The 14,462-nt window shown below is 70.7% G+C and carries 10 protein-coding genes; 5 read left to right on the top strand and 5 right to left on the bottom strand.

The genetic code is table 11. The features are described 5' to 3' along the window. Positions 1 to 313 precede the first annotated feature (313 nt). From ABZ906_RS10080 to ABZ906_RS10070, 3 genes are all read left to right on the top strand, one after another. Positions 314 to 1,309, top strand: a complete 996-nt coding sequence (locus ABZ906_RS10080) for a glycosyl hydrolase (protein WP_361379864.1) — start codon at positions 314 to 316, stop codon at positions 1,307 to 1,309. Positions 1,310 to 1,432: 123 nt separating this feature from the next. Beyond that, on the top strand, positions 1,433 to 3,172 hold the full coding sequence (locus ABZ906_RS10075; protein WP_361379861.1) for a carboxylesterase family protein: 1,740 nt from the start codon (positions 1,433 to 1,435) through the stop codon (positions 3,170 to 3,172). Between the two features lie 68 nt (positions 3,173 to 3,240). Then, a complete protein-coding gene (locus tag ABZ906_RS10070; RefSeq protein WP_361379858.1) occupies positions 3,241 to 4,164 on the top strand; it encodes an NADP-dependent oxidoreductase in 924 nt (307 codons plus the stop codon). Between the two features lie 112 nt (positions 4,165 to 4,276). Here the strand turns inward: ABZ906_RS10070 and ABZ906_RS10065 are convergent, their stop codons facing one another. Together ABZ906_RS10065 and ABZ906_RS10060 are read right to left on the bottom strand one after the other, a co-directional pair. After that, positions 4,277 to 5,182, bottom strand: a complete 906-nt coding sequence (locus tag ABZ906_RS10065; protein ID WP_361379855.1) for an acyl-CoA thioesterase II — start codon at positions 5,180 to 5,182, stop codon at positions 4,277 to 4,279. 92 nt (positions 5,183 to 5,274) lie between these two features. Continuing rightward, entirely contained in the window at positions 5,275 to 7,944 is a 2,670-nt protein-coding gene (locus tag ABZ906_RS10060; RefSeq protein ID WP_361182743.1) for a DUF3516 domain-containing protein, read from the bottom strand. On the opposite strand from ABZ906_RS10060, the gene ABZ906_RS10055 reads away from it, so the two are divergent. Continuing rightward, positions 7,943 to 8,737: a metal-dependent hydrolase gene (locus ABZ906_RS10055; RefSeq protein WP_361182741.1), complete on the top strand. Its 795-nt coding sequence runs from the start codon at positions 7,943 to 7,945 to the stop codon at positions 8,735 to 8,737. The two genes, ABZ906_RS10060 and ABZ906_RS10055, sit on opposite strands and share 2 nt — an antisense overlap. A 51-nt stretch (positions 8,738 to 8,788) precedes the next feature. Here ABZ906_RS10055 and vph read toward each other — a convergent pair whose 3' ends face one another. Genes vph through ABZ906_RS10040 form a run of 3 tightly spaced genes read right to left on the bottom strand, consistent with a single transcriptional unit; the run spans position 8,789 to position 13,321 of the window. After that, positions 8,789 to 9,676 (bottom strand): viomycin phosphotransferase, encoded by an 888-nt coding sequence (gene vph / locus ABZ906_RS10050; RefSeq protein ID WP_361379852.1) that lies wholly within the window; start codon positions 9,674 to 9,676, stop codon positions 8,789 to 8,791. Further along, positions 9,669 to 11,450: an ABC transporter ATP-binding protein gene (locus ABZ906_RS10045; protein WP_361182737.1), complete on the bottom strand. Its 1,782-nt coding sequence runs from the start codon at positions 11,448 to 11,450 to the stop codon at positions 9,669 to 9,671. Before ABZ906_RS10045 ends, vph begins: the two co-directional genes overlap by 8 nt. After that, complete coding sequence (locus ABZ906_RS10040; protein ID WP_361379849.1) at positions 11,447 to 13,321, bottom strand: ABC transporter ATP-binding protein; 1,875 nt, start codon at positions 13,319 to 13,321, stop codon at positions 11,447 to 11,449. Before ABZ906_RS10040 ends, ABZ906_RS10045 begins: the two co-directional genes overlap by 4 nt. A 312-nt stretch (positions 13,322 to 13,633) precedes the next feature. Here ABZ906_RS10040 and ABZ906_RS10035 point away from each other — a divergent pair, with 312 nt between their 5' ends. Next, positions 13,634 to 14,368, top strand: a complete 735-nt coding sequence (locus ABZ906_RS10035) for a L,D-transpeptidase family protein (protein WP_361182734.1) — start codon at positions 13,634 to 13,636, stop codon at positions 14,366 to 14,368. Positions 14,369 to 14,462 lie beyond the last annotated feature (94 nt).

Below are 14,462 nucleotides of genomic sequence, written 5' to 3'. Positions count from 1 at the left end.
GTCACGCGGCAGCGTGCGGGCAGTCACCACGATGTTGACCCTATCCCCGTCTCCGACGTGCGGGACGCCCCTGTTGTGGCGGTTGTCGTGCCCCGCGATCCGCCGACCTTGGCGCACAACCTAGACAGAACTCCCTGGCCTCGTCCATAGACCGGTCCAGTTTGCTTTCGCCCTCAATGTCAGCACGCCCAGAGTGCTTTACTAAACCTTTGCTTAATATGACAGACATCTAGACAACGTTGTCCCCGGTGTGCAGAGTGTGCGATCGACCGCGGGCCGCTCCGGTTCGCGTCCCCGACAGAGGGGCTTTCCCATGCGCAGAAAACGCATCGCCGCGTTTGTCACAGCCGCGCTCCTGGCGCTGTGCCTCAGTCCCGACACCGCTCAGGCCTTCCCCGGCAGCTCCAAGCAGCAGGTGATCAATTACCTGCGTTCCATCGCGGGTTCGAACATCGTCTCCGGTCAGCACAACAAGGAGCCCGCGAGCAATCCCGGCCAGTACACCCAGCAGGTCAAGGACGTCACCGGGCAGTACCCCGGCCTGTGGGGCGGGGACCTGATGTTCCGGGCCGAGGACGTCGCCAATCGGCAGCGGGTGGTCGACCAGGCCAAGACGGAGTGGGCTAACGGCTCGCTCGTGTCGCTGACCTGGCATGTCTGCCCGCCGACCATGGGCAGTTCCTGCGAGTTCGAGGGCGGCGTCAAGTCCAGCATCTCCGACGCCCAGTTCTCGCAGATCGTCACCGACGGCACGTCGCTGAACAACGCCTGGAAGCGTCGGCTCGACGAGGTCGTCCCGTATCTGCAGCAGCTGAAGTCGGCCGGCGTCCCCGTCCTGTTCCGACCGCTGCACGAGATGAACGAGAAGTGGAACTGGTGGGGTAACCGTCCCGGAGCCAACGGCGGCGCACGGCTCTACCAGATCACCCACGACTACCTGGTGGGCAAGGGCCTGAACAACCTCATCTGGGTGTGGAACGTGCAGGACAACCCGGCGGGCGGCTGGGCCAACTACTACCCCGGGAACAATTACGTCGACGTCGCGTCGCTCGACGTCTGGTACAAGAACTACCCGAGCACGGCCGACTACCAGCAGCTGCAGAGCATCGCGGGCAGCAAGCCGATCGCTCTGGCGGAGATGGGCAAGGTCCCCAACTCCTCGCTGCTCAACAGCCAGACCCGCTGGTCGTACTTCATGATCTGGTCCGAGCAGCTACGGGGCAACAACACCAACGCCGAGATCCAAGCCGGTTACTTCCATCCGCGCGTCTTCAACCAGGGCGAGGTGAAGCTGCCGGCCGCCAAGTGACGCCCTGACCGACGAGAGCCAGCCGTATATCGGCTTCCCCGCGTGCGGGACCGGGGCCACTCCTGCCCGGACCCCGGTCCCGCACCCCTCCGCCCCCGCCGTATCCGCTCTGGAGAGGACCCGGTGAGACACTCATCCGCGCCGCTCACGCGCAGCCGCCGCCTGCTCGCCACCACCGCCGCACTGCTGGGCGTCACCCTTGCCACGGCCGCCGCGCCACCGACCACCACACCGGCCCGAGCCGATCCGGTGAGCCCCCGTCAGGCCGTTGCTGTTGCCGTTCCCGCCGCCGTCGCCACCTCCCCGACCGTCCGCACCCAGCAAGGCCGCATCCAAGGACGCCGACTCACAGAAGCCGCGAAAGCCAACACCAACACCGACGACACCCACACCAACAACCGCACCAGCACCAACAACAGCACCAACAACCACCCCCACGTCGACTTCTTCGGCAAGATCCCCTACGCCGCCGCCCCGACCGGCAACCTCCGCTGGCAGCCGCCTCAACCGCCCCGGTCCTGGAAGGGCGTACGAGAAGGCCGCGCCCCCAGCCCCGTCTGTCCCCAGACGGAGAACAGCAACGGGCCCCGGTCCGAGGCGGAGGACTGTCTCTACCTGGACGTGTGGCGCCCCGATACGGTGGCCGCACGGGCAGGCAAGGCACCGGTGCTGTACTGGATCTTCGGCGGCGGTGGCATCAACGGCTCCGGCAGCCAGTACGACGCCCGGAAGCTGGCCGCCGAGACGGGCAGTGTGGTGGTCACGGTCAACCACCGACTGGGCTGGCTGGGATTCCTTGCCCTGCCCGAGCTGAGCGCGGCCTCACCCGACCGGACCTCGGGGCAGTTCGGGTTCCAGGACCAGATCGCCGCACTGGGCTGGCTGCGGAAGAACGCCGCGGCGTTCGGGGGCGATCCGCGCCAGGTGACCGTGGCGGGCCAGTCCGCGGGCGGCCGCGCGGTCTGCAGGCTGCTCACCTCGCAGCAGGCCGCCGGTTTGTTCCAGCGCGCCGTCATCCAGAGCGGCGCCTGTAACGCCGACGCACTCGCGCCCCGGGAACGCGCGGGGACCTCCTTCGCCGATGCCGTCGGCTGCGGGGAGGAACAGTCCAGGACAGCGACGCTCGCCTGCCTTCGCGGCAAGAGCGTGAGCGCCCTCATCGACCGGCCGAACCCGCCCGGCACCCCCACCATCGGCGGCACGGCACTCCCGCGCGATCCCCAACAGGCCATCGAGCAAGGCCGGTTCACCCGCGTCCCGGTCCTCGTCGGCAACACGCACGACGAGAACCGCCCCTACCCCGGCATCAGCCAGCCCGCCACCGACGCCTCGCTCAAGGCATGGATCGACCGCACGTATCCGGCGCTGGCGGACGAAGTGTCCGAGCGGTACGCCACCATGGAACCCGCGGACGCGGCAGGCGCCATCGCCTCCGACACCGACCGGGTCTGCCGTGCCTGGAAGATCGAGAACGCGCTGGCCCGGCACACCACGGTGTACGCCTACGAGTTCAACGACTTCACGGCCCCCGCCGAGGCCGAGACGCCGGGCTTCGCCTGGGGCGCCTACCACACGACGGAGCTGGAGTATCTGTTCGACTTCACCCGCTCCGACGGCTCCCAGAAGTTCCTCACCGGCCTCAATGCCCGTCAGCAGAAGCTGGCCCGCGAGATGCGCGACGACTGGGGAGCATTCGTCAGCACCGGGAAACCGGCACCGCGCTCAGCCTGGCCGGCGTACCGTCCGGGCCACCGCCCCGCGGTGCTCCAGTTCCAGCTGTCCGGCTCCCGTGTGACCCGCTCCTTCGCCGAAGATCACCGCTGCGGCTTCTGGGACGCGCACGGGCTCATCAAGCTCGGTTGATCCACGGCTGCCGCGTAGGTTCGAGCCACACACCTGTCGAGAGCGGAGTGAACGATGCGGAGTGAACGATGAAGGTGGCTCGTTTCGCCGAGTTCGGGGGCCCGGAGGTCCTCGAACTCGTGGATCTTCCCGACCCGCATCCGGGGCCCGGCCAGATCCGGATCGCCGTCCGCGCGGCCGGCGTCAACCCCAGCGACTGGAAGAAGCGCAGGGGCCTGATGGACGAAGGGCTGCCGCAGGCCATGGGATACGAGGCGGCGGGCGTGGTCGACGAGCTCGGCGATGGCGTCACGGACGTGGCAGTCGGCGATCGCGTGTTCGGCTTCACCGCCGAGGAAGGGGCCCAGGCCGAGCTGGCGGTGCTGGCCCACTACGCGCCGATCCCGCCGTCGCTCGACTTCCCCGGCGCTGCCGCACTCCCGGCCGCCGTCGAGACGGCCACCCGCGCGCTCGACCAGCTCGGCGTCGGGAGCGGCAGCTCACTCCTGGTCAACGGCGCCTCCGGAAGCGTCGGCAGCGCCGCGGTCCAGCTCGCCGTGGCGCGGGGTGCACGCGTGATCGGCACCGCAAGTCCCGCGAATCACGACTACCTCCGCTCACTGGGAGCCGAGCCCGTCTCGTACGGAGAGGGCCTAGCCGAGCGGGTGCGCGCGCTCGCACCCGACGCCGTCGGCCTCGCGCCCGACGGCGTCGACCTGGCGCTCGACGTCGCGGGGAGCGATGTCCTGCCGGAGCTGATCGGGCTCGCGGGCGGCCCGGAGCACGTCGTGACGCTCGCCGACTTCGCCGGTGCGCAGAAGTACGGGGTGACGTTCAGCCGCGGGGACAGCGGCCGCGCGCTGCACGCACTCGCCGGGATCGGGGGCCTGATCGAGGCCGGGCGCTTCTCCCTGCCCGTTGCGCGGACCTTCCCGCTCGCCGGAATCGCGGAGGCGCACCGCGTCGGCGAGGGCGGTCACGTACGAGGGAAGCTGGTGCTGCTGGTCGACTGACGGGGCCGACCCGACCACTATGCCTCCCGGCCGCCCTGCCTCCCGACCCCCTGCCTCCCGACCGCCCTGCCTGCCGCCCCCCTGCTTCCCTCGCCCGGGGCGACTGTCTCGCTCAAGCCCCCGTCGACGGGCGCCCGTCCATGTGCCGCTCCCCGTAGGCCCGGAAGAGCCCTTCCTGTACGACCGAGACGAGCAGCCTGCCCTCGATGTCGTAGATACGGCCGCGCGCGAGACCCCGGCCACCCGTGGCGATCGGGGACTCCTGGTCGTACAGGAACCACTCGTCCGCGCGGAAGGGGCGGTGGAACCACATGGCGTGGTCGAGGGAGGCCATGTCGAAGCTCCGCGGGCCCCACAGCGGCTCCACCGGGATGCGGACGGCGTCCAGGAGCGTCATGTCGCTGGCGTACGTCAGCGCGCAGGTGTGGACGAGCGGATCGTCGCCGAGCGGGCTGACCGCGCGCATCCAGACGGCGCTGCGCGGCTCGGCGTCCTTGATCTCCTCGGGGGTCCAGCGCAGCCGGTCGACGTAGCGGATGTCGAAGGGCTGACGCCTGGCCATGCGTTCCAGCTGCTCGGGGAGCTCGCCCAGGTGCTCGGTGATCTCCTGGGCGACCGTCGGCAGCGACTCGGGGTCGGGTGCCGTGATGCGCGGCGGCAGCTGGTGCTCGAAGGGCCCTTCCTCGGGCTGATGGAAGGAGGCCGTGAGGTTGAAGATGGTGCGGCCCTGCTGGACCGCGGTGACACGGCGTGTGGTGAAGGAGCGCCCGTCCCTCACCCGCTCGACCTGGTAGACGATCGGCACGCCCGGACGGCCCGGCCGCAGGAAGTACGCGTGCAGCGAGTGCACCGGGCGCTCGCCCTCGGTGGTACGCCCGGCGGCCACCAGGGCCTGCCCGGCGACCTGCCCGCCGAACACCCGCTGCAGGGATTCCTGCGGGCTGCGGCCACGGAAGATGTTGAGCTCGATCTGCTCCAGGTCCAGCAGGTCGACCAGCCGGTCGGCGGGATTGTTCATGACGGTTCCTCGACTCCAGTCAGGACGGGGAAAACTCGGGCGGTCAGCGGTCAGCGGTCAGCGGTCAGTGCTCGGCGCTCAGCGGCCGGCGGTCAGAGCTGGCCGACGTCCGTGACCCGGACGACGGCGCGGCCCTCTTCGTCGGAAGCCGCGAGATCGACCTCCGCGCTGATGCCCCAGTCATGGTCGCCGTTCGGGTCGGCGAACGTCTGCCGGACGCGCCACAGACCGTGCTCCGTGTCCTCCTCGATGAGCAGCAGCTTGGGGCCGCGCGCGTCGGGACCGGTGCCGAGGTCTTCGTACTCGTCCCAGTACTTGTCCATGGCCGCGCCCCAGGCGTCCGCGTCCCAGCCGGAATCGGCGTCCAGTTCGCCCAGCTCCTCGACGTGGTCGAGGGCGGCGAGCTCGACGCGGCGGAAGAGGGCGTTGCGCACCAGGACGCGGAACGCGCGGGCGTTCGCGGTGACCGGCTTGACCTGGTCGGCCTTCTCCTGGGCCTCCTCGGCGGTCATGACCTCGGGGTTGGCCAGCTGCTCCCACTCGTCCAGGAGGCTGGAGTCGACCTGGCGGACCATCTCGCCCAGCCAGGCGATGAGGTCTTCCAGGTCCTCGGACTTCAGGTCGTCCGGGATGGTGTGCTCGAGCGCCTTGTACGCGCTGGCGAGGTAGCGAAGGACGATGCCCTCGGTGCGGGCGAGTTCGTAGAAGGAGGTGAACTCCGTGAAGGACAGCGCCCGTTCGTACATGTCACGGATGACGGACTTGGGCGACAGCGGGTGGTCGCCGACCCACGGGTGGCTCGTCTTGTAGGTGTTGTACGCGTGGAAGAGCAGCTCCTCCATCGGCTTGGGATACGTGATGTCCTGGAGCCGCTCCATGCGGTCCTCGTACTCGACGCCGTCCGCCTTCATCAGGGCCACGGCCTCGCCGCGCGCCTTGTTCTGCTGGGCGGCGAGGATCTGGCGCGGGTCGTCGAGGGTGGACTCGACGACGGACACCATGTCCAGGGCGTACGAGGGGGATTCCGGTTCGAGCAGTTCGAAGGCGGCCAGGGCGAAGGTCGAAAGCGGCTGGTTGAGCGCGAAGTCCTGCTGCAGGTCGACCGTCAGGCGCACGATGCGGCCCGAGGCGTCCGGCTCGTCGAGCTTCTCGACCACACCGCCGTCGAGGAGCGAGCGGTAGATGGCGATGGCGCGCCGGATGTGCCGCAGCTGCTGCTTGCGCGGCTCGTGGTTGTCCTCCAGGAGGTGCCGCATCGCCTCGAAGGCGTTGCCCGGGCGGGCGATCACCGCGAGGAGCATGGTGTGCGTGACGCGGAAACGGGAGGTCAGCGGCTCGGGCTCGGAGGCGATGAGCTTCTCGAACGACGCCTCGGTCCATCCCACGAAGCCCTCGGGTGCCTTCTTGCGCACCACCTTGCGGCGTTTCTTCGGGTCGTCGCCCGCCTTGTTGAGGGCCTTCTCGTTCTCGATGACGTGCTCGGGCGCCTGCGCCACGACCAGGCCCGCCGTGTCGAAGCCCGCGCGGCCCGCGCGTCCCGCGATCTGGTGGAACTCGCGGGCACGCAGCGTCCGTACGCGCGTGCCGTCGTACTTGGTGAGAGCGGTGAACAGGACCGTACGGATCGGGACGTTGACGCCGACGCCGAGGGTGTCCGTGCCGCAGATGACCTTCAGCAGACCGGCCTGGGCCAGCTTCTCCACGAGCCGCCGGTACTTGGGCAGCATGCCCGCGTGGTGCACGCCGATGCCGTGGCGCACGTACCGCGAGAGGTTGCGGCCGAACTTGGTGGTGAAGCGGAAGTTGCCGATCAGGTCGGCGATCTTGTCCTTCTCCTCACGGGTGCACATATTGATGCTCATCAGCGACTGCGCGCGCTCGACGGCCTGTGCCTGCGTGAAGTGGACGATGTAGACGGGCGCCTGCTTGGTCTCCAGGAGCTCGGTGAGGGTCTCCGTGATGGGCGTCAGGCGGTACTCGTACGAGAGCGGGACCGGGCGTGTCGCGGAGCGGACCACCGAGGTGGGGCGTCCCGTGCGGCGCGTCAGGTCCTTCTCGAACATCGAGACGTCGCCGAGCGTCGCGGACATGAGGATGAACTGCGCCTGCGGCAGTTCCAGGATCGGGATCTGCCAGGCCCAGCCGCGGTCGCCCTCGGCGTAGAAGTGGAACTCGTCCATCACGACCTGGCCGATGTCGGCGTCCTTGCCGTCCCGCAGCGCGATCGACGCCAGGACCTCGGCCGTGCAGCAGATGACGGGCGCGTCGGAGTTGACGGACGCGTCGCCGGTCAGCATGCCGACGTTCTCGGTGCCGAAGAGCTTGCACAGGTCGAAGAACTTCTCCGACACCAGCGCCTTGATCGGAGCGGTGTAGAAGGTGACCTTGTCCTGGGCCAGCGCGGTGAAGTGCGCACCCGCCGCGACCAGGCTCTTTCCGGAGCCGGTGGGCGTGGACAAGATCACGTTGGCTCCTGAGACCACCTCGATCAGCGCCTCCTCCTGAGCCGGATAGAGGGTGATCCCTGTCTCCTCGGCCCACGTGGAGAAGGCTTCGAAGAGGGCATCGGGGTCGGCATCCGGCGGCAGCTGATCAATAAGTGTCACACCCCCATCTTGCCTCTCTTCCCACCCGATCAGGGAACCGGTTCTCACCCGATGAGGGAACCGGCGGTCCGTACGAAGATCATGAACGCTACGCTGAGTCGCCAACGGAGCGTCAGTACACGTCAGTACAACGGGAATGGGGCGGGGAACAGTCATGATGGGTCCGGCACACTCACTGTCGGGGGCGGCGGCCTGGCTCGGCGTCGGAGCGGCCGCGGCTGCGGCGGGGCACACGATGCCCTGGCCGGTTCTCCTCGTCGGAGCCTTGATCTGCGCCGGGGCGGCGCTCGCACCCGACCTCGACCACAAGTCGGCGACCATTTCGCGGGCCTTCGGCCCCATCTCCCGTGGTTTGTGCGAGATCGTCGACAAGCTCTCGGCGGCCGTCTACAAGGCGACGCGCAAGCCGGGTGACCCGAGCCGCTCCGGGGGACACCGCACCCTCACGCACACCTGGCTGTGGGCGGTCCTGATCGGGGCGGGCGCCTCCGCCCTCGCGATCTTCGGCGGCCGCTGGGCGGTCCTGGCGCTGCTCTTCATCCACATGGTGCTCGCCATCGAAGGCCTGCTGTGGCGGGCCGCGCGCGGGTCGAGCAGCGATGTCCTGGTGTGGCTGCTGGCCGCGACGAGCGCCTGGATCCTGGCCGGAGTGCTCGACAAGCCGGGCAACGGCGCCGACTGGCTGTTCACCGCTCCGGGGCAGGAGTACCTCTGGCTGGGGCTGCCGATCGTGCTCGGCGCCCTGGTGCACGACATCGGGGACGCGCTCACGGTCTCCGGCTGTCCGATCCTGTGGCCCATCCCCATCGGGCGCAAGCGCTGGTACCCCCTCGGGCCGCCGAAGCTGATGCGGTTCAGGGCGGGCAGCTGGATCGAGCTCAAGGTCCTGATGCCGGCCTTCATGCTGCTCGGGGGAGTGGGCGGCGCGGCCGCGCTGAACTTCATCTGAGGGGAGGGGCGGCTGCCCGGCCCTCCTGCACAGGGGCCGGGCAGCCGCCCCTCACACGTATCCCGCAAGGCCGTCCGCCAGCTCCGCCCCGTCGTCGTCGTGGTACGCGGACAGCGCCTGCTGCAAGGCGAAGGTGCCCTGGAGCGCGGCGGCGCGCGCGGCGATCCCGTCGTCCGCCGCCGACCGGCCGCCCGGTGCGAGCACCCGCTCCATCAGCTCCCGGCCGTAGCTCGCGCCGATCGCCGCGAGGTCTTCCGCCGGGTCGCCGAGCGCGACCTCGTCCCAGTCGACCACTCCGCTGAGCCGCGGCCACCCGTCGGCGTCCTGCCACAGCACGTTCTCCCCGCCGAGGTCGCCGTGCACCACCGCCCCGGTGAGGTGGGGAAGGGCATCGAGGGCCGCGAGCTCCCGCTCGGCGCGCCGCCGCCCCGCGTCGGACATGAGCCCGAACAGCTCCGCGCGCACGTCCGCCGCGAACCGCCGCCACTCGTCCTCGTGCGCATGCGGCAGCGCCGCCCGTACGTCCGCGCCGGTGCCCGCGTCGGCGAGCGCGGCCAGCAGCCTGGCGTACTGCGCCGCCACCGACTCGGCCACCTCGGGGCGCTTGAGCACGTCGCCCGTCAGGGGCGCACCGGGGATCCGGCCGAGCACCAGGTACGGCGGTTCGTCCGTGCCGGGAGCGCCGCCGCCGGTGAGCAGGGGCTCCGGTGTGCGGAAGCCGAGGTCGAGATCGGCGAGCACTCGCAGCACCGCTGCCCGCGAACTCAGCCGGGCGGCTGCCGCTTCGGTACGGGCGAAGCGCACCACCCGGTCCGAGCCGATCACGACCTGGTGGAACTGGCCCTGGATCACGGGCAGTTCGTCCACGGCCTCGCCCGGCAGCAGGCGCTTCAGCAGCGTCCGACGGCCGCTCACCGCGTCGTCAGGCGGCCTATCCATGCCAGGACCGCCACAGCGCCGCGTACGCACCCCCTGCCCCCACCAGCTCGTCATGGCTGCCCAGCTCGCTGATGCGGCCGTTCTCGACCACGGCGATGACATCCGCGTCGTGCGCGGTGTGCAGCCGGTGGGCGATGGCCACGACCGTGCGGCCGTCCAGGACGCGCGCGAGGGAGCGCTCCAGATGGCGTGCCGCGCGCGGGTCAAGGAGCGAGGTCGCCTCGTCCAGGACCAGCGTGTGCGGGTCGGCGAGGACCAGCCGGGCCAGGGCGATCTGCTGGGCCTGCGCCGGGGTGAGGGCGAAGCCGCCCGAGCCCACCTCGGTGTCCAGGCCCTCGCCCAGAGCCCGCGCCCAGCCGTCCGCGTCGACCGCGCCGAGCGCCGCCCACAGCTCGGCGTCCCGCGCCCCCGTCCTGGCGAGCAGGAGGTTGTCGCGCAGGGAGCCCACGAAGACGTGGTGCTCCTGGTTGACCAGCGCCACATGGGCGCGGACATCCTCCGCGGGCATGGCCGACAGTTCCGCCCCGCCCAGCGTCACGTGGCCGTCCCGCGGGGCGTAGATCCCGGCGAGCAGCCTGCCGAGCGTGGACTTGCCCGCGCCGGACGGGCCGACCAGGGCGACGCGCGAACCCGGCTCGACGGCCAGGGACACCTCGCGCAGGACGTCGACGCCCGCGCGGTAGCCGAAGTGCACGTCGTCCGCGAGCACGTCGCGGCCGTCGGGAGCGACGGATGCGTCGCCCGCGTCCGGTTCGATGTCCCGCACGCCCACCAGGCGGGCGAGCGAGACCTGGGCCACCTGCAGCTCGTCGTACCAGCGCAGGATGATGCCCAGCGGATCGACCAGCATCTGCGCGATCAGCGCGCCCGTGGCCAGCTGGCCGACGCTGATCCAGCCCTGCAGGACGAACACGCCGCCGACCATGAGGACGGAGCAGAGGACGACGGTGTGGGTGAAGGTGATGACCGGGAAGAGGACGGAGCGCAGGTAGAGAGTGTGCCGCTCCCACGCGGTCCACTCCTTGATGCGGCGCTCGGACAGCTGCACGCGGCGCTCCCCGAGCCGGTGCGCCTCCACCGTCCGCCCCGCGTCGATGGTCTCGGCGAGTGCGGCGGCGACGGCGGCGTACCCGGCGGCCTCCGAGCGGTAGGCCGAGGGCGCCCGCTTGAAGTACCAGCGGCAGCCGACGACAAGGAGCGGCACCGCGATGAGGATGGCGGGGGCCAGCGGAGGCGCGGTCACCGCGAGCCCGCCGATCAGGAGCGCGGCCCACACCACGCCGATCGCGAGCTGCGGCACCGCCTCGCGCATGGCGTTGGCGAGCCGGTCCACGTCGGTGGTGATCCGTGACAGCAGATCGCCCGTCCCGGCCCGCTCCAGCACGCCCGGCGGCAGCCCCACCGAGCGGACGAGGAAGTCCTCGCGCAGATCGGCCAGCATCCGCTCGCCGAGCATCGCGCCGCGCAGCCGTACCTGATGGACGAAGAAGGCCTGCACGACGAGGGCGACGGCGAAGATCCCGATGGTGCGCCCCAGATGGAGGTCGCGTGCGGTGTCCGAGACGTTCTCGACCAGATCGCCCAGGAGGTAGGGACCGGCCATGGAGGCGATCACGGCGCAGGTGTTGACCGTGATGAGCAGGGCGAAGGCCTTGCGATGCCGCTTGACCAGTTCGCGTATGTAGGCACCGACCGTCGCGGGTGCGCCTACGGGCAGGGTGTCCGCGGTGGTCGGGGCCGCCGGGTCGTACTCCGGTGGCGCCAGGCCGATCATGCCGTCTCCTCGATGTCGATCCCGGTCTTGATGTCGGTTGCCGTGCCGGACCCGATGCCGGCCCGGACGCCGTTCTGCGTCTGTGTCTCTGTCTGCGTCTGCTTCTGTGCCTGTGACGCCTGTTCCTCGTCCGTCTCGCGTGTGACGACGGCCCGGTAGCGCGGCTCGCTGTGCACCAGCGCGCGGTGTTCGCCCACCGCCGCGACCTCGCCCTCGTGCAGGAAGACCACGCGCTCGGCCCGGTCGAGCAGCAGCGGCGACGACGTGAGGACCACGGTCGTACGGCCCTTGCGCAGCCCCTTGATGCCGTCGGCGACCCGCGCCTCGGTGTGCGAGTCGACGGCGGAGGTCGGCTCGTCGAGCACGAGGACCTCGGGGTCGGTGATCAACGACCGCGCCAGCGCGAGCCGTTGGCGCTGGCCGCCCGACAGGGAGCGTCCACGCTCGGTGACATGGGCGTCCAGCGGGGCCTCGTCCACCGAGGCCTGCGCAAGGGCGTCCAGGACGTCGGCGCACTGCGCGGCCCGGAGGGCCTCGTCGGCGTCGACGGCTCCCGACGCGGGTACGTCGAGGAGGCCGCGCAGCGTGCCGGAGAGCAGCACCGGGTCCTTGTCCTGTACGAGGACGGCCGTGCGGGCGGTGGCGAGGGGGACTTCGTCGAGCGCCACCCCGCCGAGGAGCACGGAGGGCAGTTCCTCCGCGTCGTCGAACGCGGCGTGCCCGCCGAGGCGTTCGGCGAGCCGCCCCGCCTCGTCGGGGTCGCCGCACACGACGGCGGTGAAGCGGCCCGCGGGGGCGAGGAGCCCGGTCGCCGGGTCGTAGAGATCTCCCGAGGGGGTCTCCGTACGGTCCTGCTGCTCGCTCCCCGCGTGCGTCGTGCGCTGGAGCGAGAGGACCCGGGCGGCGCGTTGGGCGGAGGGGCGCGAGAAGCTGTACGCCATCGCGATCTCCTCGAAGTGCCGCAGCGGGTACGTCATGAGCGTGATCGTGCTGTAGACGGTGACCAGTTCGCCGATGGTGATGCGTCCTTCGCGGGCCAGGTTCACGCCGTGCCAGACGACCACGATCAGGAGCAGCCCGGGCAGCAGCACCTGGACCGCCGAGATCACCGCCCACATCCGGGCGCTGCGCACGGCGGCCGTACGTACTTCCTGCGAGGCGCGGCGGTAGCGGTCGAGGAAGAGGTCCTCGCCGCCGATGCCCCGCAGCACCCGCAGGCCCGCCACGGTGTCCGAGGCCAGTTCGGTCGCCCGCCCGGCCTTCTCCCGCTGGTGGTCGGCCCGCCGGGTGGCGCGCGGCAGCAGCGGAAGGACGGCCAGCGCGAGCACCGGGACGCCGACGGCGACGACGATGCCGAGAGCGGGCTGGTAGATGACCACGCCCACGCAGACGAGCACCACCGTGAGCGCGGCCGCCGCGAACCGCGAGACCGCCTCCACGAACCAGCCGATCTTCTCGACGTCACCGGTGGATACCGCGACCACTTCACCGGCGGCGACGCGCCGCGTGAGGGCCGAGCCGAGCTGCGCGGTCTTGCGGGCGAGCAGCTGCTGGACGCGCGCGGCCGCGGTGATCCAGTTGGTGACCGCCGTGCGGTGCAGCATGGTGTCGCCCAGGGCGATGGCGATGCCGAACAGCGTCATCACCGCGCCCGCCATGGCGAGCCGTCCCCCGTCACGGTCGATCACGGCCTGCACGGCGAGGCCGACGAGGTAGGGGAGCACCGCGATGGAGCCGAAGTGCAGCAGACCCCAGGCGAGCGACTTCAGCTGGCCGCCGAGCTGGTTCCGCCCGAGCCAGCGCAGGAAGTGAGGGCCCGATCGGGCATCCGGCATGCCCGGGTCGGTGAACGGTAGATCGCGAATCTGCATGACGAGTGACGTCCCGGGGTCGGTGTCTCGGAGGCGGACCGTCGGTTCGGCGGAGCGTGCCGGCGTGAACGGGCGGTCATGAACGGACGATGGTGGACGGACGGTGGTGGACGGACGGTGGTGGACGGACAGGAGGGGGTGAACGGGCGCCGCGGAAAGGGCGGCGAGCAGCGGTAACAGGCCGTGAAAGGTTCGCCTCGGACGGTGGTGCGAGGCAAACGATTTTCCGTCGGAGAGTAAAGATTCGGCCCCTTCTCCGCCGCGGGCCGGGCGTCGGGACGGCTCGCGTGAACCGGGTGCGACCATGGACGGATGCGTATAGCTGGTGCGGTGCGAGCGGTGGCTGCCTTCGCGGCCTGCGGTGTTCTTCTCACGTCCTGCGGAAGTGCGGACGACGGGGCGGACTCCGGAGGAAAGAAGGGCGCGGGCACGGACCAGGCCAAGGGGGCCGAGCCGACGACCGACCTCAAGCGCATCCCCGAGGTGGGCGACCGGCTCCAGGAGAAGATCCCCGCGAACTCCCGGCAGGTCGTCGCCGTGTACGGGGAGGGCGAGGATTCGGCCGACTCCACCGTCGTCCTGTACACGAAGTCCGGCTCGACCTGGGACAAGACCCGCAGTTGGGCCGCGCACAACGGCAAGAAGGGCTGGACGACCGACCACCGCGAGAACGACAAGCGCAGCCCCGTCGGTGTCTACACGCTCAGCGACGCGGGCGGTGTCCTCGCCGATCCGGGGGCCGCACTCCCGTACACCCGGAGCGAGTCGATGCAGGCCCCGCACTACTGGGCCAAGTCGCACTGGCACGACTTCGACTACGTCATCGCCATCGATTACAACCGCGCCAAGGGCACCCCACCCAACGACCCGACCCGTCCGCAGGGCCAGTCCAAGGGCGGCAGCATCTGGCTGCACATGGACCACGGCAGCGGCACGTCCGGCTGCGTGAGCCTGTCGAAGCAGGGCATGGCGTATCTCCTGAAGAACCTCGACCCCAAGCAGCACCCGGTCGTGGTGATGGGCGACAAGGCGAACCTGAAGGCCTGACCCCGCGCCCGCCCGCGCCGCCCTGCTCCGCGCCCGCCCGCGCCGCCTGACTCAGCGCCCGCCCGCGCCGCCCCGCCGGGCTCTCCGGAACGCA

The sequence above is a fragment of the Streptomyces sp. NPDC046925 genome (genome assembly GCF_040644915.1).
GTDB lineage: Bacteria > Actinomycetota > Actinomycetes > Streptomycetales > Streptomycetaceae > Streptomyces.
The sequence above is the reverse complement of the archived record's forward strand: the minus strand, read 5'-3'. Positions and strand labels throughout refer to the sequence as shown.

What these genes read in the sequence shown, in the direction of transcription:
- ABZ906_RS10080 (WP_361379864.1), top strand. Translation starts at nt 314, where the DNA reads ATGCGCAGAAAACGCATCGCCGCGTTTGTCACAGCCGCGCTCCTGGCG.
- ABZ906_RS10070 (WP_361379858.1), top strand. Translation starts at nt 3,241, where the DNA reads ATGAAGGTGGCTCGTTTCGCCGAGTTCGGGGGCCCGGAGGTCCTCGAA.
- ABZ906_RS10065 (WP_361379855.1), bottom strand. Translation starts at nt 5,182, where the DNA reads ATGAACAATCCCGCCGACCGGCTGGTCGACCTGCTGGACCTGGAGCAG.
- ABZ906_RS10055 (WP_361182741.1), top strand. Translation starts at nt 7,943, where the DNA reads ATGATGGGTCCGGCACACTCACTGTCGGGGGCGGCGGCCTGGCTCGGC.
- ABZ906_RS10060 (WP_361182743.1), bottom strand. Translation starts at nt 7,944, where the DNA reads ATGACTGTTCCCCGCCCCATTCCCGTTGTACTGACGTGTACTGACGCT.
- vph (WP_361379852.1), bottom strand. Translation starts at nt 9,676, where the DNA reads ATGGATAGGCCGCCTGACGACGCGGTGAGCGGCCGTCGGACGCTGCTG.
- ABZ906_RS10045 (WP_361182737.1), bottom strand. Translation starts at nt 11,450, where the DNA reads ATGATCGGCCTGGCGCCACCGGAGTACGACCCGGCGGCCCCGACCACC.
- ABZ906_RS10040 (WP_361379849.1), bottom strand. Translation starts at nt 13,321, where the DNA reads ATGCAGATTCGCGATCTACCGTTCACCGACCCGGGCATGCCGGATGCC.
- ABZ906_RS10035 (WP_361182734.1), top strand. Translation starts at nt 13,634, where the DNA reads ATGCGTATAGCTGGTGCGGTGCGAGCGGTGGCTGCCTTCGCGGCCTGC.